The organism is Brevibacterium sp. RIT 803 (assembly GCF_016892625.1).
In the GTDB taxonomy this organism is placed as follows: domain Bacteria; phylum Actinomycetota; class Actinomycetes; order Actinomycetales; family Brevibacteriaceae; genus Brevibacterium.
The window spans coordinates 1,270,205-1,290,774 of sequence record NZ_JAFEMW010000001.1 but is presented as its reverse complement, the minus strand read 5'-3'; the positions used below and the strand labels follow the sequence as shown (position 1 = coordinate 1,290,774).

17 protein-coding genes are annotated in these 20,570 nt (G+C 61.1%); 9 read left to right on the top strand and 8 right to left on the bottom strand.

From position 1 onward, the window contains the following. Positions 1-9: 9 nt before the first annotated feature. Positions 10-1,080 (top strand): GNAT family N-acetyltransferase, encoded by a 1,071-nt coding sequence (locus JTF07_RS05840; RefSeq protein WP_353843885.1) that lies wholly within the window; start codon positions 10-12, stop codon positions 1,078-1,080. 43 nt (positions 1,081-1,123) lie between these two features. Here JTF07_RS05840 and JTF07_RS05835 read toward each other — a convergent pair whose 3' ends face one another. Beyond that, complete coding sequence (locus JTF07_RS05835; protein WP_204233298.1) at positions 1,124-2,014, bottom strand: LysR family transcriptional regulator; 891 nt, start codon at positions 2,012-2,014, stop codon at positions 1,124-1,126. Positions 2,015-2,093: 79 nt separating this feature from the next. Here JTF07_RS05835 and JTF07_RS05830 point away from each other — a divergent pair, with 79 nt between their 5' ends. Next, entirely contained in the window at positions 2,094-3,014 is a 921-nt protein-coding gene (locus JTF07_RS05830) for an EamA family transporter (RefSeq protein WP_204233297.1), read from the top strand. 64 nt (positions 3,015-3,078) lie between these two features. On the opposite strand, the gene JTF07_RS05825 is transcribed toward JTF07_RS05830, so the two are convergent. Beyond that, complete coding sequence (locus JTF07_RS05825; protein ID WP_204233296.1) at positions 3,079-4,488, bottom strand: aminotransferase-like domain-containing protein; 1,410 nt, start codon at positions 4,486-4,488, stop codon at positions 3,079-3,081. Between JTF07_RS05825 and JTF07_RS05820 the strand changes: the two genes are divergently transcribed. Further along, complete coding sequence (locus JTF07_RS05820; protein ID WP_204233295.1) at positions 4,487-5,446, top strand: DMT family transporter; 960 nt, start codon at positions 4,487-4,489, stop codon at positions 5,444-5,446. The genes JTF07_RS05825 and JTF07_RS05820 overlap by 2 nt on opposite strands. 593 nt (positions 5,447-6,039) lie before the next feature. On the opposite strand, the gene JTF07_RS05815 is transcribed toward JTF07_RS05820, so the two are convergent. Further along, the gene (locus JTF07_RS05815) at positions 6,040-7,218 is read right to left on the bottom strand and encodes an alpha/beta fold hydrolase (RefSeq protein ID WP_204233294.1); all 1,179 of its coding nucleotides are present in this window, start codon (positions 7,216-7,218) and stop codon (positions 6,040-6,042) included. Between the two features lie 489 nt (positions 7,219-7,707). Continuing rightward, positions 7,708-8,961, bottom strand: coding sequence for a hypothetical protein (locus JTF07_RS05810; RefSeq protein WP_204233293.1), 1,254 nt, complete (start codon positions 8,959-8,961; stop codon positions 7,708-7,710). A gap of 159 nt (positions 8,962-9,120) precedes the next feature. On the opposite strand from JTF07_RS05810, the gene JTF07_RS05805 reads away from it, so the two are divergent. Both JTF07_RS05805 and JTF07_RS05800 read left to right on the top strand, forming a co-directional pair. Further along, positions 9,121-9,957, top strand: a complete 837-nt coding sequence (locus JTF07_RS05805; protein WP_204233292.1) for a helix-turn-helix transcriptional regulator — start codon at positions 9,121-9,123, stop codon at positions 9,955-9,957. Then, positions 9,954-10,187, top strand: a complete 234-nt coding sequence (locus tag JTF07_RS05800) for a hypothetical protein (RefSeq protein ID WP_204233291.1) — start codon at positions 9,954-9,956, stop codon at positions 10,185-10,187. The genes JTF07_RS05805 and JTF07_RS05800 overlap by 4 nt, the downstream gene beginning before the upstream one ends. Positions 10,188-10,483: 296 nt before the next feature. Here JTF07_RS05800 and JTF07_RS21025 read toward each other — a convergent pair whose 3' ends face one another. The 4 genes from JTF07_RS21025 to JTF07_RS20825 all read right to left on the bottom strand — a co-directional run bounded on the left by JTF07_RS21025 (position 10,484) and on the right by JTF07_RS20825 (position 15,852). Next, the gene (locus JTF07_RS21025) at positions 10,484-12,178 is read right to left on the bottom strand and encodes a TniQ family protein (protein WP_502710958.1); all 1,695 of its coding nucleotides are present in this window, start codon (positions 12,176-12,178) and stop codon (positions 10,484-10,486) included. Beyond that, positions 12,147-13,160: a TniB family NTP-binding protein gene (locus tag JTF07_RS05790; protein ID WP_252199314.1), complete on the bottom strand. Its 1,014-nt coding sequence runs from the start codon at positions 13,158-13,160 to the stop codon at positions 12,147-12,149. Before JTF07_RS05790 ends, JTF07_RS21025 begins: the two co-directional genes overlap by 32 nt. A gap of 50 nt (positions 13,161-13,210) precedes the next feature. Then, positions 13,211-15,100, bottom strand: coding sequence for a TnsB C-terminal domain-containing protein (locus JTF07_RS05785; RefSeq protein WP_353843884.1), 1,890 nt, complete (start codon positions 15,098-15,100; stop codon positions 13,211-13,213). Positions 15,101-15,162: 62 nt separating this feature from the next. Beyond that, positions 15,163-15,852: a TnsA-like heteromeric transposase endonuclease subunit gene (locus tag JTF07_RS20825; RefSeq protein ID WP_353843901.1), complete on the bottom strand. Its 690-nt coding sequence runs from the start codon at positions 15,850-15,852 to the stop codon at positions 15,163-15,165. 410 nt (positions 15,853-16,262) lie between these two features. On the opposite strand from JTF07_RS20825, the gene dnaK reads away from it, so the two are divergent. From dnaK to JTF07_RS05760, 4 genes are all read left to right on the top strand, one after another. After that, on the top strand, positions 16,263-18,125 hold the full coding sequence (gene dnaK / locus JTF07_RS05775; RefSeq protein ID WP_204233286.1) for a molecular chaperone DnaK: 1,863 nt from the start codon (positions 16,263-16,265) through the stop codon (positions 18,123-18,125). After that, on the top strand, positions 18,125-18,844 hold the full coding sequence (locus tag JTF07_RS05770; RefSeq protein ID WP_204233285.1) for a nucleotide exchange factor GrpE: 720 nt from the start codon (positions 18,125-18,127) through the stop codon (positions 18,842-18,844). The genes dnaK and JTF07_RS05770 overlap by 1 nt, the downstream gene beginning before the upstream one ends. A 145-nt stretch (positions 18,845-18,989) precedes the next feature. After that, positions 18,990-20,012: a DnaJ C-terminal domain-containing protein gene (locus tag JTF07_RS05765; RefSeq protein ID WP_204233284.1), complete on the top strand. Its 1,023-nt coding sequence runs from the start codon at positions 18,990-18,992 to the stop codon at positions 20,010-20,012. A gap of 14 nt (positions 20,013-20,026) precedes the next feature. Then, positions 20,027-20,464, top strand: coding sequence for a heat shock protein transcriptional repressor HspR (locus tag JTF07_RS05760; protein ID WP_143920824.1), 438 nt, complete (start codon positions 20,027-20,029; stop codon positions 20,462-20,464). Positions 20,465-20,570: the final 106 nt, after the last annotated feature.

Below are 20,570 nucleotides of genomic sequence, written 5' to 3'. Positions count from 1 at the left end.
CTACGATCTATGCTCGTTTACATGTCAATGAAATCTCCTAGAGTCGTGATCCTCACGTGCAGCACCAGGCCAGGAGCTATGGGCCCGGCGGTTGCAGACTGGCTCCTGCGAACCCTCACCCCCGACGCCGACGCACTCGGCGTCGAGCTTCAGCATGTGTCGTTGCGCGATCTCGACCTCCCGTTCTTCGACGAGGAGGAACATCCTGCTGTTGGCGCCTACCGAAACCCGCACACCAAAGCGTGGAGCAAGATCGTCGACGAGGCGGATGGCTTCATCGCGGTCACGCCGGAATACAACTACGGCATGCCCGCGACGCTCAAGAACGCCCTCGACTACCTGAGCCAAGAATGGGCATGGAAGCCCATGGGGTTCGTGAGCTACGGCAACACCTCGGCAGGCACCCGATCCGTGCAGCACGCGAAACAGGTGATAACGACACTTCGTCTCGTCCCACTCGGCTCGACCGTCGCCCTGCGCCTGAAAGACACGATCGATTCGACCGGGGTGCGCCCGGGCGCACAGCTGACCGCGTCAGCGAACAGCTTGCTGGAAGAGCTGATCAGACTAGCTCACGCGCTCAAGCCCATGCGGGAGGCTGCACGGCCCGGTAACGGAGTTGGGCCGCTGCCCGGTAGCTATACACGCCCGTTGACTCCCAACGACGCACCTCATGTACTGGTTCTGCAGCGATGCTGCTGGGTCGACGAGGCGTTGAGCAACGAAACACTAGACCTCACTCCGTTCACCGAGACCCTCGACGACGTGCAGGCCTGGCTCACCGACTGGGAGACGATCGGACTCTGGCTCCACGGTCGTCTCATCGGAATGGTTCGCGCTCGACGCGCATCGCGAACAGGGTACATCGGCAGACTCGCCGTCGTTCCCGATCTCTACGGACGGGGAATCGGGCGCTGGCTCCTCCGGCACGCGACGGATGCTCTCGCCAGCTCCTGCGACCGGATAGAGCTCAGCACCGGATCGCGGAGCACGAAGAACATCCATCTGTACACGAGCGAAGGATTCGTCCAGCAAACCGAGAATCCCGAAGGAGCAGTCGACCTTGTCAAGCGTTTTTGAAGCGAGGTCCGGTGGACTGACATTCGGCTCCCTGCGAATGCACCTACGTGTCGTCGCCCGGTTGAGGCATCGGCAGGCTTTCGAGGAATGCTCTTGCTGCGGGGGTGGAGTTGAAGCTGCTCCACGCGAGGTACTCGATACGGGTGGGGCCAGCTGTCACCGGGATCGTTCGAAGGTCGTTGCTGCCGGCGGGGATGACAGCTGGTGAGAGCAGGGCGATCACGAGGCCCTGCCTGACCAGGTCGACGATGAGGTCGGCGCTCATCGCTTCGAAGGCGACCTCGCGATGGACACCAGCGGCCTGGAATGCGAGGTCGGAGGGAACTCGGCCGGGTGTTCCCTCGGGAAAGTCCACGAACACTTCATCGGTCAAGTCTTCCAACCGTAGTCTGCGACGCCGAGCCAGTGAGTGTTCAGCGGCGACGACGACGATGAGCCGCTCCCTAGCAAGAACGCGCGCGTTCACGCCTTTCGGGGGTGCGCTGTCGGGCAGCCCGAGCACTGCGACGTCCATACGGCCCTCGCTGATCGCGGTGATGAACTCATCGCTACCGCCGCCTCGGAGCTTGATCCGCACCGCAGGGTGGGCGCGATGGAAATGCCCCAGTACAGTAGGTATATCGATGGCGGTCACCGTCGGAATCACACCGATCGTGAGACTGCCTCGAATCTGCCCGTCCGCCTCCGCCGCCTCGGAGACCGCCCGTTCAGCCGCATCGAGACTCTCTCGTGCTCGTGCCAGGAATGCCTCGCCGGCGGCCGTGGTCTCAACCCTGCGGCTGGTGCGCGCGAACAACCTCACCCCGAGTTCGCGGTCGAGCGCCTTGATCTGGTGACTCAGAGCGGACTGCACCACGAGACACCGCTCTGCCGCGCGAGTGAAGCTGCGTTCCTCGGCCACCGCGACCACATACCGCATCTGCTGAAGCTCCACACTTCAATGATCCTTGTTCATCACTGGGATCACAACAATGTCCTGGACTCATGGGCATGCCGGACCCGACGATGTAACCATGAGCATCACGACCTCACCGCGCACGCCTCCAAGCGTGCAGGCAGAATCCACGAGCCAGGCCGTGTGGACGATACTGACTGCGCTCACCCCGATGGCCTGGGGCACCACCTACATCGTGACCACGCACCTACTGCCCGCAGGGCATCCTCTCTTCGCTGCGATGATGCGCTCGCTTCCCGCAGGTCTGCTCGCGCTCCTGATCGCGAGGCAGTTGCCGCACGGTTCGTGGTGGTGGAAGAGCCTCGTGCTCGGCACCTTGAACATGGCCGCATTCTTCCCGCTGCTCTTCCTCGCAGCCCAGCATTTGCCAGGCGGAGTAGCAGCCACGCTGGGTGCGGCACAGCCCATCGTGATCGCGTTCCTCGCCGTGGCGATCCTGCACGAAAAGCTCTCGTTCTGGCGAGTCACGTGGGGCGTGCTCGGCATGATCGGCGTTGCGCTCGTCGTCCTCGGCCCGAACGCTGCGACATCACCTCTTGGTGTCCTCCCGGGCTTGGGCGGTGCCGTGTCGATGGGCATCGGAGTTGTGCTGACGAAGAAGTGGGGGCGCCCCGAAGGGGTCTCCGCAGTAGGTCTGGCCGGGTGGCAACTCACCGCGGCCGGTCTTGTCCTGCTGCTGCCGGCTCTGCTCATCGACGGCATTCCGCCCGGTATCGACGGTAAGGCCGTGCTGGGGTACGCCTGGCTGGGGCTGATCGGGGCGCTGCTGACCTACACCATCTGGTTCGCCGGCATCCGGCGTCTGCCCGTGACGGCAACCGCCCTGCTCGGGTTGCTTTCCCCGCTCGCCGCGGCGGTGCTCGTCGCCGCGATCGCAGGTGAAGCCTTGACCCCACTCCAACTTCTCGGCTTTGCCGCCGCACTCATCTCGATGGTCGCCGGTCAACTCCCGCCACCGAGCACGAAAGACCACGTCTGATCATGCGAGCCGCTGTATTCGGTGCGACCGGCAAGGTCGGGAGCGCTATCCTCACCGAAACGATTCACTGTCTGTTCGCGAGGGCCTGTCCGATGATTCGCGCGGCTTCGGGGAACGCGCTGGGGTTGGGTCCGGAGTAGTTCAGACGGAGATAGCGGCCGGTTGGCTCGGCGGGGAACCAATCGTCGCCTGCTGCGATGATGACCCCACGAGCTTCGCATTCTCGGGCAAGCTGGAGCAGGTTCGTGTCGTCGGGCAGTCGCAGCCAGAGGTTCAGGCCGCCGTACGGTACGGCGTCCAGGCACGCCGCCGGAGCGTGCTCGTGGAGCGCGTCGACGAGGAGATCGCGGCGGGTGGCGAGCTGTTGCCTGAGTGAGCGCAGGTGCGTGCGCCAAGCCGGTTGCGTGACCACATCGACCGCGATGGCTTGTAGGGCGGAGCTGACGTACATCTCCTGGGCCTGCGTGTCCGCGAGGATGCGATCACGGGCAGGGCCGCGCGCGATCAGGCCCGCGACCCGGACTGATGGAGAGACACTTTTGGTGAGTGAGCGGATGTAGACGACGTGACCGCTGTCGTCACGGGCGGCGATGGGGACAGAATCGGTAGTGATGCCGAAGTCGTGCGCCCAGTCGTCCTCGATGAGGAACGCGCCGCGCTCGCGCACGATCCCGAGCACCGCGTCACCCAGTTCCGCCGACCACTGGCCGCCGGTGGGGTTGGCGAAGTTCGGTTGCGCGTAGAACGCGCGTGCCCCGGTCTGCGCGAAGGCGCGGTCGAGGTCGTCGGGGTTCGGGCCGTGCGGCCCGGACGGGATGGGTACGAGTTGCACGCCGACCTGCGCGGCGGCGAGCATCGCCCCCCAGTAGCTCGGTGACTCGATGAGTAGTGGTCGTCCCGCACCGACAAGGGTGCGGAAGAGAGTGCTGAGGCCACTCTGGCTACCCGGCACGATTACGACATCCCTTGCGGCCGGGGCGGTGAGATCCGTGGGAGTGATCGCGCCGAGTTCAGCGGCGAACCAGGATTGCAGCTCGGGCAGGCCTGCAGCGGGCGGGCGGCTCACCGCCGCCTCGCTGCGTGCAGCGCGAGCGAACGCGGCCCGCACCAGACGTTCGGGCAGCAGCTCCCTGTCGGGGTAGCCCGAATGCAGGGCGATCACATCGTTCGGCGTTGTGCGCAGCGCCACCGACGAGGCCGGGATGCGGTGCTGCGGGGAGCCGAGCGCTGCCGTCTGCCAGCCGTAGTCGTTCGGACGGACCTCCCGGACCCTGCGCACGAACGTGCCGACGCCCGGCCGCGACTCAATCACCCCCTGACCGATGAGGGTGCGCAGTGCCTTCTGCACCGTGACCGGGCTGGCCTCGAATCGCGCGACAAGCTGCCGCGTCGACGGAAGCTGTGCGCCCGCAGGAGCGACCGCGAGCCACTCGCCAAGTGCCGACACGATGCGGTCACTGCTACTATTAATCATGAATCACAACAATAGCGCTATTGTATATTCTGTCAAACTGCTACCAGTATCCCGTTCCGGCCTGTGGTGGGGGCTGCTCGGCGTGACCGCATTCTCGTTCACCGTGCCGTTCACCAGGGTCGCGGTGGAGAACGGGCACATGTCGGCACTGTTCGTCGGGTCGGGCCGTGCGGTGATCGCGGCCGTGCTTGCCGCCTTCGCCCTCGGGTTGACGCGGCAAAGACTCCCGCGAGGGAGGCAGTGGATACAGGTCGCGGTGGTCGCGGGCGGCGCGGTGGTCGGGTTCCCGCTGCTGACGTCGTTTGCCCTCGAGACAGCGCGCGCGAGCCACGGGGCTGTGGTGATCGCGCTGCTGCCCGCAGCGACGGCGGTGATTGCGGCGCTGCGCACGGGGGAACGACCCGCACGCTCGTTCTGGGTCGCCGCCGCGTTTGGTGCTGTCGCTGCGGTGGTATTCGCCGTGATCCAAGGTGGCGGTTTCGGCGGGCTGCACTTCTCCGACCTGCTACTGTTCGCCGCCGTCGTCGTTTGCGCGGTCGGCTACGCGGAAGGCGGATTGCTCTCGCGCAGCTTGGGGTCGTGGCAGACAATCTCGTGGGCGCTTGTGCTCGCCTCACCGCTGATGATTCTACTGACCGGCATCGCCATGGTGCAGCAGCCTCCCATGGGCACCCTCGTGGAGTGGGGCGCGTTCGCGTACCTCGCGGTGGTGAGCATGTTCCTCGGGTTCTTCGCCTGGTATCGTGGCCTCGCCATCGGACCGATGGCAGAAGTCAGCCAGGTGCAGCTCACTCAACCGGTGATGAACATCCTCTGGGCAGGCCTGCTGCTGGGCGAGCACATCGGCTGGCAGACCGTTACCGGCGGCATCGCCGTGATCGGCTGCGCACTGCTTGCAGTTCGCGCCCGCAACCGAGGAAAGCAGGCAGGTGTACGAGACACACTCCGCGCTAACTGATGACTGATCTCGGAGAAGTTACGGGCTGATCCGTGGCAACCCGCAGGTTCGGTGGGCCCGTAGCGGTTGCACCAGATTCGCAGCGTCTCGCCGCCGACACCGAACCGCGGGGTGAGCGCACGATTCGACTGCGAGCGGGGCCGGGCACTCGTAGACCATGCGCATGGTGCGATATCGCAACTCTTGACTGAACTCCTTGGACATACTCCCGTTCCCCTTGCTAAGACCTGGAGCGAACCCCAGGGCGCTTCACCGCTATCTGCGAGTGCTGGGGCGTCTCGTACACGCCCATAAGGTCGTCGAGTGGTCGTGGAAGAGAATCGCTAGGAATCGACGAGCCTTGTTCTGGTCGATGACGCTCATTCGCGACGAGCGGGGCCTCGACCCCGCCTCCACCGCCTAGCTGTACGAAACTGGGCTGCGGCTCCGTGCGCCGCCCTCGTTTGGACATATCAGGGCTAAGAAGACCACCACCGGAACGATTAAGCGCCCCCTCAACGTGTGGGAGAGCGGGCATTCCGCCTCAACGGTCAAGAGCTCCAGCGGGGCCGTGGTCCTGGGCCGTTCGGCCTAGGAAGGGCCGCGGGTAGTGCTCAGGGTTCGAGCAGGCGCTTGAGGTCTTTTGCGAATTCTGACGGCTCTGAGCTTGCGCCGAGGTGGTTACCTGGCATGTCGACTAGGGGCAGTCCTAGACGTTCAGCGAGTATTTGGGTTGCCCGCCGCGCGAGTTGATGATGGCTCAGTGAGCCTGCACACAGCGTAATCGCAACACGTCGGATGGCCTCAATATCGGGTACGTAAAAGACTGATGGACCGGCCATCTGCCCTAGAAAGTAGCGATTCTTTTCGAGTTCCTCGGCAGGTAGCTCGGGCATCGACATATGGGCGGGAGGTGTCTGATCTGGTCCCGTATGGTGGGCAGCGCCACTGAGATCAAAGAACTCCTGCACTGCCCGCTGGGGATCAGCCTCCGCGGCTTCAAACACCGCTGCAGCTCTGTCCGCTAGCTTCGAATCAGCCACGAGGGACATGAGCGGCGGCTCATGCAACACGGCCCGGCCAACCATTTCAGAATACTGCTTGGCCAGTTCCAACAGCGTCACGGCGCCGCCACTGGTTCCGACGAATAGGGCGGGCCCTCCGGTGAGCCGGTCAACAAGCGCAGCAAGATCCTCGGCAAGTACCTCGGGCGTGGGTGCAGCCATCCCCAGGACTGCACGACTGGCACCGACACCACGCGGGTCATGGGTGACGACGGTATAACGGTCGGAAAGCTCATGCGCTAGCGGTGCGAAACCAGCCCGCCCCGCCGGCGCACCGACCAGGAACAACAGAGGCCCCTCCCCCTGGACGTCGAACGCAATCGTGCAATCTGTTCGCTCGAGAAGATTCACCGAACCGGTGATTCGATCGCTGAAATCCATGATCTTCCGCGTAATTACATCGAGCGCTCGGTCGAGCTCCTCACGCCTATCCTGGACGCGACGGCGATGGGCTGTCAGTAACTCCACTCGAAGTCCGGCCAGATCAGCCACCTTGTTGTCTGCGCCCGTGAACTGCGCGATATCAGCCAGAGGCATCCCCGTCTCACGGAGATGAACCAGCATGCGGATCAACTCGACGTCGGCCGTCGTGTACTGACGGTGTCCCGCACTGTCGCGTCGTGGAGACGGTATGACCCTCTGGCGCTCGAAGTATCGTATCGTGTCCGGTTCCAGACCGATCCGTGCCGAGACTTCGGCAATCCCAAACAGCTCATCTCGTTCACTCATGCCTCAAGCTTCACCCCTGAACCGAGGTTCAGGTCAAACGAAGGGAATGCTGAAGGTTTGTTTGACTCTGACCTGACCCATGGTTTGGTTTCCACTCGAAGTCCGCCAACCACAATCGATCGAGTTCTAACCGGCTTTCGAACGGTATATGGTCGTTTGTGGTCGCGGACCAAAACAAACCGGGGTAGTGACGTTGACGCGCGTATGATCTGGGCGACCGGACCGGTAGTCCCTTCGAAAGTCGGGTGCTGTCCACAGCGCCCACAGTGGTGGCTACCGATGTGCCCTCCTCGGTGAGGTACATCAGTTCCGTGTCCAGCAACGTCTTCGTTGTCATGTTTCCAGCATCCTCGCACCGACATGAAACTGGGAACACCGACACGCCTCCGACGCGAAATTGAGATTCCGACACGAAATCCGAGATCCTACAGTAACTGTAGGATCTCATCGTTGGTCGCTACGTGAATCGAGAAGCTGATTAATCGTCCATTATGACATTCGACGGTCGAGCTCATGAAGATAGTAGAGATCCTTGCCAGTCACTCCTGTCAAAGCTTCTCTCTGCGCCTGCCTTGCCCGAGCCAGCACCGCCGCCCCTCCAGCAAGCGCGGGTATGGCCGCTAGACCAGCGGTGGCTACGGCAGCAAGGTCCGTCGCGGCTTGGATGCCAACGACAAGTCCCGGCACTGCGGCGGCCCCTCCAACGACTGCTCCAAGATTTGCGCCGATCGCATCGGCAAACTCCCGAACCAGACCGTGTTCAGCAAGCTGTTCACGAATCTCCGTCAGGGCTGGTTCAACTTCCGTCAGGTAAAGATGTTCAACTTCGGCTTCTGCATCACCGTCAAACGGGCCGACCCGCATTTTGGCCCCAAGAGTTGCCACTGACCGGCGATATCTCCCCAGAGGCGCCATCAGATCTCTCCGGAGATCCAACAGTTCGTCAGCTGGAGTCTCCCCAAAGGTGGGTAGCCGCGTAATCATTCCTGTCCCCACGATTGATTCAAGAGCATTCGGCAATGCCAAGGCAGACGGCACAACTCGCTTCTCCTTAATCATGAGATCAGCAAGTTGAGTGGTTCCCCGATCCAGGAGCATATGGCGCGAACCTTCAACGAGTAGCTCCTTGACCGCGGTTGCATAGCGATCGATGAGTACGTCGGCGTTCCCCTCGTCGTCTTCATGCAGAAGTGGCCTGATCTTAACGACCCCGCTCTCAATGGCGGCGGCCAGCTCGGGACCACCCGCCTGGTCGTACATCGCCGCTATGTCATCGCGGACCTGCTCCGTCGACTCTCCCATCTTCTCCTGGAACTCAGCGGCAGACCGCCGGAGTTCTTCCATCTCGTCGCTACCGTACTGCTCCATCAGGTCACTGAAGGCAGGGTGCTGGAGTGCAGGTAGAAGATTCAGTGCGTTCTTCATCTCGTCGCCATTTCGACCGCTAAGCTGCTCGAGAGTGCTGGCGTCCAGAGAACGGAGTAGATCGAGAACTGGAGTGTTACTCGTCGCTACAAACTCCTTCATCCCTAACAGCATCTCTGTCGCTGGACTAACTACCTCAATCTCATCCGCGTAGAGGATCGCCGCTCGGATCGCCTGCACTTCCCTCTGCAAAGTTACAACGCCGTGTTGCATGACAGCAGACTCTGGATGAACTACCACGGTCATCCGAAGTTTCGGCACGGGCGGCTTTCTTGTAGCGGTGCGGTTGGGTACGCGCCTTCTGTTCTTCGATCCCATGAGCTCATCATTCCTCTCGTTTCGTCAAGCATCACCTGGTTCAGAACCTAATTGCTTCCGGAGGTGTGCGAATTCGGCCTGATTGAGAATGAACCAGCCACAGCCATCGATATAGAAGGCATAGTATTGCATATACGCAAACGCTAGGAGGTGGCTGATATGGAAGCAGCAGCGATCATCAAGAAGATCCGTGCCATGAGCGGGATCACCAGGAAAGAACTGGCACAGCTCGCCGAGGTGTCGCCATCGACGGTCAGCCGCATTGAACGCGGCGAGATGGACCCCACCTGGGGCACGATGCAGAAGATCTTCTCCGCCACGGGATACCAACTGGGCGGTACCTCTGTATTCTCTAGCGGGGACACATCGGCGATCCAGGCCGCGAATGCCTACCTCGCGCCGATTGTTAATCAGGCCTACTGGCCGAACAACGAAGCTTCGCGATCATCGGCCACGACATCTACTAACCGGCCGATGCAGTCGAATGTGAAGAACCCTACCGGTGAGTGGGCTGATCGGTGGAAAAGAACCGGATGGCTGAAAGACTCGGCTGGAGTCGATGATCTGGTGGCGATCGCTGTGACTGCCGGCAACGCTGGGAAGGTTGCCAGGCGTCGCGGTGCCCGGGTCTCAGTCGAGATCCCGAAAGGATGGCGTGACCTCGTCGACCGGCTGGCCGAAGCGGGCGTGGACTATGCCGTGTCCGGGATCGTTGCCACTTGGGAGGACCGATCTGATGCTCAGGCAGGTGCTCCGTTGATCTATGTGAGCGGTCCCCGCGGTGTGGCTGAGCAGCTCGGATTGGAACGGGCCCGGCCGGGGCGGGGAGTCCTGCTCCTGGAGGCCATGAGCGGTGAACTCGACGATGTCGAGAGCGAAGGCGGCATCCGATTCGTCCCACGGTCGAGGGCCCTGCTCGATGCCTTCTCCGGCCCCGGTCGGGACCCGGACAAGGCAGAGGACCTGCTTCGAACGATCTGGGAGGACGCCTCATGAATGAGGACATTGACCCGTCAGGTGGAGGGGCGATTGGTGAGCCTGATTCCAGCGGCCAATGCGATGTGGTTCTGCCTGATCGAGAATCGCTCAATGATGCGATGCTGGCTATGGTTCGCCTGGTTGGAGATGGTGGCGCAAGAACCGATCTTGACCAAGCAATGAAAATCTTCGGTATCAGCAGAGACGACCTCGAATCCGAGATTGACGTAGGGGTACACGAAACTTGAACCTGGACCGGCACACGCTGGCGTCGTCACTGACGCCGGCCGTTATTCCTGAGGCGGATTCTCCGCTACACACGCTGCCATGGGTAAAGATATGAGAGCAGGCGGAAGTCGGCGTTACGGTCACTATGTTGGTTGTGGTTCCAGAAGTTGGCGCATCGAAGACTCAGGAGTGGATCGACCCTGTTGCCGGGGGCAAGAGCAAGTTGTGCCTCACGGCCGATTTTCTCGGTCGATAACTCGGCCCGCTGACAGTCGGCAGTCCACGCGTGTGCGTCACACATTGGTTCCCATTCATTTCATGGCGGCTTCTCGGGCCTCGTTGGTGTGCTGGCGAGGAGTTCTCTGATGTCGCCATCGGTGTACTCCCTCTCTGATGGGCGTTCGGGGACGATCGCTGGGAATCGGAGGTTACCCCAGGCTTCTGGAGTGAGTCGGGGACTGCTCTGCGTAAACATGGCCAACAGCCACAACTGCTCGGTATCTGACCACTCAGACTCGAGAAACCGAGCGTTCAGATCATCTGGGGTGGCAAGCTCTTCTCGTCGCAGTTGATAGTTGATTGTCCCGGGCTCCTGAGCCAACTGAGTAGCAGCAGTCACAATTGCTTTACGCAGGGCCGGCCATCCGCAATGTTCGCTGAGTGTGGCCCAGTCGTGGGCAACTCGTGCAGCTTGGACTTTTGGTGCACCGAGGCCTTCGGCCGCCGAGGCGGTGGTGATGTTGCGGCCGACTGAGGCGATGGCGATGCTGAGGGCGAATCGGCTCCGTTCGTTGGTGACCGGTCCGATGCCGGGTAGGCCCTCTTCCCAGTAGAGCTGTGGAATCGCGCTCAACGGGGCCGGCGGGAGACGCCAGTTCTCGCAGTACGTGGGAATCGGAGTGTGACGGTGGCGCAATGCATTCGGCGTTCGTGGCCAGTCGGACCCGATGCGGAACGCCAGCTGCGTTCCCGGCGGAAGATGATCTCGCAGACTGCGTAAACGGATGGCATGCAATACGGGGTGGAATGGGTGGTCGCGCAGTGCCTGGGTTGGTCCGATTGCTGCGAAGGGGCCACCGGCATCGAGGAGGCGATAGTGATCGGCCAGGGCACCGGCGGTGGTCAGGTCTGGGCTCGTGAGGACTTCGTAGGCGTGCTCGAGAGCCGTCGCTTCTGCGCTCACTGCCCTTGGCTCTCGTTCCTTGACCGAGAGACCATCAAGAGCCAATAGGACGAGACCGTCTCGGGCTTCGGCCCGTGTAGCGGGCAAACCAGCCAGCACCCAGTCCTGACCAGAGCAATTCTCGTCTTCGAGCAACAGTTCAGTGGCAGCCACAAGTCGCGGATCGGCTGTCGAAGTTTGGGCTTGAGTGAGATCGGCGCCGCAGGGTTTCCGTCGCTTACGGGGGCTAGTGTCTCTTGGGAGGTTTTCGGTACAGCGTGTGTTCTGTCTTTCGTGCATCGCCCATGCTGGCCCGGAAAATGGGCGGCCACCGCACTGAGGACATACATCGACGAGCATCACAAGGTGACGGAGGCACATTGTGATGAGTGGGCTCCGCCAGTGCCCGGACCAAGTCCCGGTCTCGGCAAGACACGAGGGACAAAAACGGCTCCCAGATGAAGGCCTCGAAGAGATTGTCGGTGCGTGATATCGCTGAATCACGCTTGCAAGAAGATCTGAAATGCGCGCCTGAGCAGTGTGGGCCTGCGCCCTGGTTTCATTGGACACTCCGGTTCGAACACTCAACGGGGAACTGGGGCGCGCGAGGCGCTGCTCCACTCGCCACGGGGTGTAGGAACCCATCCGGAATCCAACTTCGCGAAACAAGGCGGCCGGTGAGACACCGAACCGGGAGGCGATACGTGCCCACCAACTCGGGAGAGTTTCATCGGGCTCAATAGACAATGTTAGGGGCCACGCATCGAGGTCGTAGCCGGACGTGACTCCCCGCAAACGCGTCGAAGGGCGCTTGTCGCTAGGCTGTGCGGGCGCTGGTTTCGGCTGCATTGTCAATCGTGACCGCTGACAGAATCTCCGGTGTAATGGTCTCAACTCCGGTGGTGATGGCGAGATAGCTGGCACGGTCGAGTAAGTAGGTGAGGGAACCAATGTGCCCCTGTGTACGTCGATACAGTTCTTTTGCCTGATCGACCAGCGTGCCCGGACGACCATCGAGCAACAAGAGGTGATCCTCGAGACTAGCCAAAAGGTGAGTCCACGCTCGGGCACCGGCGGCTGTTTTCATGGTGAAGGGGGCGACCGGAACTTTGGTGGCTCGACGTGAGGTTTGAGCGTAGACCGCATCGTCGCCAAGGAGCCCCTCATCAAAGAACCGTTTCTCGCTGAGCCGGACACCAACGTATATGAATGTGGCAGGCATTTCGTTCGCCAAGCCCTTGATATGGTTGCTGACTTCGCGTCCGTTGCGATGTTTGAAATCGATGAAATGGAGATCATCGATGACGACGAGCTGGGTGTCGCAGGATCGTACGCAATCAACAGCCAATGCGGCCAAGCGAGCAGTTGTGGCCCGGTTGGCTCCAGGGTGGCCGTAGAACGACAGTATTTTCTGGTTCAATCCTTTGAGAGTGACCCCGGCATCGAGGGGGATGAACGCGACCGGCAGCCGCTGGTGCCCATCTGTCGTGCGTGGCCCGTACCGACGGAGTGTTTTCCGGTGGAACTCGCGGGCGAACCGAGTTGCGATCGTGGTTTTCCCCAACGCTGGAGCGGCATCGATGACAATCGATCCGCGAAGCCGATCACCATCTCGGCGATTCGACGCCATTGCCTGGTCCATGATGGAAAACGCGGCGTTCAACTGAGTCGTCTTGACTGCCGGCGGGTTAGCGTTCCACACCATCCGCGCTTCGTTGTAGTCTTCGACTTCCTCCTCCGACAATTGCCGAACATCCTCACGCGAAAGTAGCTCGAGAGGCGGGCGAGGTGCAGATTGCGCGAACGCATCCCATCCTTGCTTGCTGGCCATGTTGAAACGTTGCGGCTCATGATTGCGTAACCACGACGCCCACCGGTTCGTCATTCGTCGAACACCTCGAACTTATCGCCCTCGTTGGAGTACTTCTCAAAGACATCAAGATCATCACCGACAGGAGGCTGTTTCTGGCGCCGAGCCAGATGCGTAAAGAGATCAATGACTTCGGTGCCCTTCTCTGCGCCTGCATCGGTGGATTGGGCGGCAAGGCGGCGGGCCAGATTCTTCTCCCGCTGTGCAGTCACTTTGCCCTTGCCATGTCGCTCCAAGAGATCGTTCAATGCTTCATCAGGCGCGACATGTCGATCGGACTTCAGAGCAAGCTGTCGCGTGTAGTCAGCCGCCTCAGCGCTGAACGGTGCAGTAAGTCCTTCAGTGTGCTCCCACTCCAAGGTGTGCCAGATTTTTGAGTCTGGGTCCTGGAAGAACACGGTACGTACGTCATCACGGTCAACCATGATTGGCCACCGCCCAGCATGAGCACCGCCAAAGGGCGAAATGGCTCCTCGATAGTAGTTCAGCCCCGGTCCGTCGTAGCGACGCCCGTCGATCTCGACACCGTAGTGCTGGATCGTGCGCCAGGCGACATCGAGGAACTCCATCCGAAGATCCTCACTCGCCGGTAGTCGCAGGACACCAGCGGCCGAAGCGCCTCGGCTAAACATCTCGGCGGGTGACAGTTCGACAGAATCCATTCGTGGATCACACAGGCCCCGATGGGGTGTGTGATGGTAGATACCGATCCACTCGCGAATGATTGTCTCTAGTTCGGAGACGTAATAGAAGGCTCCGTCCTCGACTCGTTGACCTCGAGAATAGACATCGGGACCTTTGTAAGCCGGGAGATGTTCCAAGAGTTGCTGCCGCAGGGTGCGGAAGAATCGCTCGAGCGTCGGCTTGTCCGTGGGCTTGTGCGGTGTTGCTGGTTGGATGTTGATCCCCAGCCTGTGACAGACGGATTTCGTGTGCGCTGACAGATAGACCTTGCCATGATCGACGACGATTGTATCTGGCACGGTCGCTGTCGACATCGCCATCAAATTGTCCGGTATTCCTACGTATGGTGATGGCAGTTCAGCGTCTTGCGGAGGCCCCCAGTGTTGTGGCGTGACCACTTGGTACAGGACTGTTGCGACGTCCTGGGACGTCGTTGATACGGCACGCAGAACCATTCCCAGAATGCATCGCGAGTACAGGTCCATGGCCACTGTTAGCTCGGTGTTCAACCAACGGCCGGTGAGTGGTTCCATGGCGAAGACATCAAGGCGAGTGGTGTCCAGAACAACGTACTGCCCGGGACGATCAGCTCGTAATCTGCCCATATGCCCTTGAGGGCGTTCTGCAACAGACCGGCGCTGCTTCGCAGCTCCAAAAGTGTAGCGCCCCTTATCGAGTTCCCGAATGCGTCGGTACCCCACTGACCTTGAAGGACTGACCTTGCTCGGGAACCGAGTAGCGAAAAGTGCATTCGTCTTCTTCAGTACGATTTTCATCGTTGGATTCGACTGGTTCCGATATTCTTCGAGCACCTCAACGCAGATAGCGTCCCACAGTGGGTCAACTGTTGGTCGGCTCGGTCGCAGTTGACGCGAATCCACAAGCCCAGCAATCCCTTTTTCGGCGTATCGCTGACCCCTCCGATACGCAGTTCGGAGGGAAATCCCAAGTTCGTCCGCAGCGGCTTGGTACCGTTCGTTTGCCGACATGCTAGAAGGGGCCATCACGAGCTCGTCGAACACTTGAGCCTGTCGTTCAACTTCGGAACGCTTCCCTGGGTTGAGGGCGCTCAGCGCCACGGCCTCGAGCTCGCTCAAATCGTCCGCGTCTGAGTTGTCGTCGAGTGACGTCGCGGACCCGACCAACGATGATCCGTGCACCTTCTTTAAGTGAGCGCTTGAACGCAGTGTCACAAGAGCGCCATCGAGTTCGACCACAGTCCACGCTGATCCCAGGTACCACAAGCGGGCACCAACCGAGACGTTCAAACTCTCGTCCCTCATGCCGCGACTCGTTCATCTAAGTGCAAGACAGTGCCATTGGACAAAGGGGTCCGCAGATCAACTTTTGCCTCGCCTGACCATACGTGTGCGAATAGTGCAGCCCGCCAAAGACTTTCATCAATGCTAAGAGGTCGTTTGGCTAGAGCCTCGACGACAGTGACCGCGCCCGGGCTGAGAATTTCCCTGGTCTGTGAGATAAGAACTTCGGGTAATCGCTCGGGCCGACGTCCCACAGCCAAAGCTCGGATGTTACGTAGAGCGACTTCGTTGTCGCCGGTGAAAACTTCGTAGTCCCATCCGCGATCGCGACACATTTCGCGCGTCGATTCGAATTGCTGCTTCACCTCGGGCTTGTTCACCAACGATTCTGGCTTTACATCAATCACGGTCACTCGCATGTCTGCATGCGTCAGCAAGACATCTGGAACATGTGACCGGGTCGCGGAACCCTCTCGCCAAGCGATTTGAAAGGGTTGCGTTGCAATGCTTACCGCTGTTGAATCAAAGTCCGCCATCCAGAGTCGATCCAGTTCGAGGAGACTCTCGTACACTAGCGTTCGTTTATTCGTCGCTGCCCAGAATAATCCTGGGTAGTTGCGCTGGCCACGGTAGGTCGGCGGGATCCTGATAGGTAGTCCTGCAGCAATCGTTTCCGCACGAGCAGTGCGCAGAGGCGTCGTGACCACTTCACCGGAAGCGGTGCAATATCGAAGTGTGACCTCTCTCAAGCTCACTCTTCAAGTGTGACCTACTGTCAGAAAGGTGAGACTACTGACACTCCGCTGACGTATAAATGACATTACTGCCACTTTGAGCGGAACCTACACCGCAGAAAGCGGCCCAAGAACTTTTTCTCTCCCGGGGAATAAACCCTCACTCCGCAAAGTTGAGTCTGGTGTACGCAACTTTCATGAAGCCGGGCTTGACTGCTCGGATCACGAAGACAATACTTGAGTGCAGTTGGCTCAATGTGTGCGGTCGAGTGGGTCCATCGCTCGTCCCCGCGGCAGGAAATGCTGTGGAAGCCCGGTGGTGGATCCGCCCGATCGTACACATTCGAGTCGAGATCACTCACGATATGTAAGGAGACAACGTTATGGCACGTGCAGTTGGAATCGACCTCGGAACCACGAACTCCGTCGTCACAGTCCTCGAAGGCGGTGACCCTAAGGTCATCGCTAACGCGGAAGGCGGTCGCACGACCCCCTCCGTCGTTGCTGTCAACAAGAACGGCGACTCCCTGGTCGGTGAAATCGCCAAGCGCCAGGCTGTCACCAACATCAAGAACACCGTCGCCTCGGTCAAGCGCCACATGGGCACCGACTGGTCCACCGAAATCGGCGGCAAGAAGATGTCGGCCCCTGAGGTTTCGGCTCGCATCCTGCAGAAGCTCAAGCACGACGCTGAGGAATACCTGCAGGAAGACGTCACCGACGCAGTCATCACCGTTCCCGCATACTTCAATGACGCCGAGCGTCAGGCCACGAAGGATGCCGGTGAGATCGCAGGACTCAATGTCTCGCGGATCATCAACGAGCCCACCGCTGCAGCTCTGGCCTATGGCCTCGAGCGCGGCAAGGAAGACGAGACCATTCTGGTCTTCGACCTCGGTGGCGGCACCTTCGACGTCTCCCTGCTGGAAGTCGGCAAGGACGAAGACGACTTCTCCACGATTCAGGTCCGTGCGACCTCAGGTGACAACCGCCTCGGCGGCGACGACTGGGACCAGCGCATCGTCGACTGGCTCGTCGGTGAGGTCAAGAACGGATACGGCGTCGACCTGAGCAAGGACGCGACCGCAATCCAGCGTCTGAAGGAAGCTTCGGAGCAGGCCAAGAAGGAACTCTCCTCGGCCACCAGCACCAACATTTCGCTGCAGTACCTGTCGATGAGCGAAAACGGACCCATCCACCTGGATGAGACCCTGACCCGCGCGAAGTTCGAGGACCTGACCAAGGACCTCCTCGAGCGCACCAAGGCTCCGTTCCACGCAGTCATGAAGGACGCAGGCGTGTCCGTCTCCGAGATCGACCACGTCGTCCTCGTCGGCGGTTCGACCCGTATGCCCGGCGTCTCCGCCGTCGTCACCGAACTCACCGGAGGCAAGGAGCCCAACAAGGGAGTCAACCCCGATGAGGTCGTCGCGATCGGCGCAGCCGTGCAGGCCGGTGTCCTCGTGGGTGAGCGCAAGGACGTTCTGCTCATCGATGTCACCCCGCTCTCGCTCGGACTCGAGACCAAGGGCGGCGTGATGACCAAGCTCATCGAGCGCAACACCCCGATCCCGACCAAGCGTTCGGAGACCTTCACCACCGCTGAGGACAACCAGCCCTCCGTGTCGATCCAGGTCTTCCAGGGTGAGCGTGAGTTCACTCGCGACAACAAGAACCTGGGCACCTTCGAGCTGACCGGCATCGCTCCAGCTCCGCGCGGCGTCCCGCAGATCGAGGTCGCCTTCGACATCGACGCCAACGGCATCGTGCACGTGTCGGCCACCGACAAGGGCACCGGCACCGAGCAGTCGATGACAATCACCGGCGGTTCTGCACTGCCGAAGGAAGACATCGACCGCATGGTCAAGGAAGCCGAAGAGCACGCAGACGAGGATAAGAAGCGCCGTGAGGCCGCTGACACTCGCAACAATGCGGAGAACCTCGCCTACCAGACCGAGAAGCTCATCACCGACAACGAGGACAAGTTGCCCGAAGAGGTCAAGACCGAGATCAACTCGGACGTTGAAGCTCTCAAGGAAGCACTCAAGGGTGAAGACGACGACGCCGTGAAGACGGCCTACGACAAGCTCGTCGCCAACCAGCAGAAGATCGGCGAAGCCATCTACAGCCAGCCAGGTGCCGAAGGCGCCGCTGGTGAAGAGGCAGCAGGCGATTCCGATGCAAGCGCTGACGACGATGTCGTCGACGCTGAGGTTGTCGATGAAGAGGACGAGGAGAAGAAGTAATGACTGCCGAGGGCAACGATCCGTCGTCCGAGGAGCCAGGCTTCACCTTCAGCGACAAGCGCCGGATTGATCCGGACACCGGCGAGCTCCGCCCCGAGGCCGACGCAGCGTCGGCCTCGGCGGAGGCCGGTGAGGAGAATGCCGCGACTGGCGCAGCCGGTGCCGGAGGCGCCGAGGGCGTCCACGATGCCGATGAGGATCTGGCCGATGCCAGTGACCTCGGCATCGACATTCCAGCCGATGCGTCGACGTTGAACGACACCGAGGCTGCCCAGGGCGAAGAAGCTGCCGAACCCGCACCGGGAACCGAGGCCGCAGCGCACCTTGCCGACCTCAAGCGCATCAACGCCGAGTACGCCGCCTACCGGATGCGGGCCGATCGCGAACGCGAGCGGGCGGCAACCGGTGGCACGATCAAGGCCGTCGAAGCCCTGATCCCCGTGCTCGACGAGGTGCGACTGGCGCAGGAGAACGGCGACGTCACCGGGGCTTTCGAGACCCACGTGAACAAGCTGATCGACTCGCTGAACAAGGTCGGCGTCGAGCAGTACGGTGAGGTCGGCGACGAGTTCGATCCGCGACTGCATGAGGCACTCATGCAGCAGCCTTCGGACGACGTTGAGACTCCCACCGTCTTCTTGGTCATGCAGCCGGGCTACCGTATGGGTGAGCGAATCATCCGTGCGGCGCGCGTCGGCGTGCAGCAGCCGGAAGACTGAGAACCACACCCTCGCCGAGGTGGTCCCGCCAATGTGGAACCACCTCGGCGGCGGTCCGGATCATCCGGGATCGAGATCCCGGGGTTGCGGATTGTGAGGAGACAATTGAATACACTGATGAAGAAGACACGGAAGGAGGTGCCAGGTGAATACCGGTCCTCAGAATGATTGGTTCGAAAAGGACTTCTACAAGACCCTCGGCGTCTCCAAAGATGCTTCCGACGCAGAGATCAAAAAGGCCTACCGCAAGCTGGCACGCAAGTATCACCCGGATGCCAATCCTGGTGATTCCAAGGCTGAAGACAAGTTCAAAGAGCTCGGCCAGGCCCATCAGGTGCTCTCTGACAAGGAATCTCGCGAACAGTACGATCAGGTTCGCGCCATGGGCGGCGGCGCCAGGTTCACCGGTTCCAGCGGGCCTGGGGGCGGTGCCAGCGGCGGATTCGATGACGTATTCTCCGACCTCTTCGGCGGAGGCGGACGGAAACGTACTCGTTCACCTTACGGTGGAGGCGGGGGAGACGTACCCCCTGACCTGGCGGACCTTCTCAATGGCTTCGGCGGTGGCGGCGGCTACGGCGGAGGTGGTTTCGGCGGCGGTTATTCGCCACCCGTCAAGGGCGGGGACATCAAGTCCAACACCACTCTGTCCTTCACGGAGGCCATCAACGGTGCCTCGGTGAAGCTGAACATGCCGGGCGGGAAGCCTCTGACAGTGCGGACGCCGATCGGCGTCAAGGACGGGCAGAAGATCCGACTGGCAGGCAAGGGCAAGGCCAGCCCCAACGGCGGTGAGACAGGCGACGTGATCCTCACGATCAAGGTCAAGCCGCACCCCGTGTTCACCCGTGATGGTGACAATCTGCGGATGGACCTGCCGGTGAGCTTCGACGAGGCTGCCCTGGGCGCCGAGGTCAAGGTGCCGACGCTCGACGGAATGCCGGTGACGATGAAGATCGCTCCAGGCACACCATCGGGACGGACCATGCGTCTGCGCGGCAAGGGTGTGAAATCGAAGAAGGGCACCGGCGATCTCCTGGTGACTGCGGAGATCGTCGTGCCGCAGAACCTGTCGAAGGACGCCAAAGACGCTGTCGAATCATTCCGCACCGCGACCGAGAACGAGGATCCGCGGGACGGTCTGCTCGACAAAGCCAAGGCCAGTTGAGGTGGTGAAGCACAATGCACATATCGACCAGTGCAGCGGTGTACGTCATTTCGGTGGCGGCGGACCTCGCAGGAATGCACCCGCAGACGCTGCGGCAGTATGACCGCCTAGGTCTCGTCACCCCCGAGCGCACCGCTGGCAGAGGGCGGCGGTACTCGGGGCGAGACATCGCCAAACTCCGGCTGATCCAGCAGCTCTCGCAGGACGAGGGCGTGAACCTGGTGGGCATCAAGAAGATCATTGATCTGCAGAACCAGGTTGATGCACTCAAATCCCGGAACGAGGAGCTCGAGACCGAAGTCAGGTCTCGGATGTCAGCGAAGGAACGCGAAGCACGTGTCTTCGCTGCCGGCTCCGCGGGTGATGTCGTCTCGATTTCGCGTGGCAGGCGTCCGCAGGGACGGCCCGAACCCGGCGCGATGGTTCTCTACAACAGGTTCCGGCGAAGGTGAACTGAATGCCTGTCTTTCTCAACCTGATCACGACATGACGAAGGGGCGATTCCAACCGGAATCGCCCCTTCGTCATATCCGAATTCTGACTCCGGTTTCAGGCCCT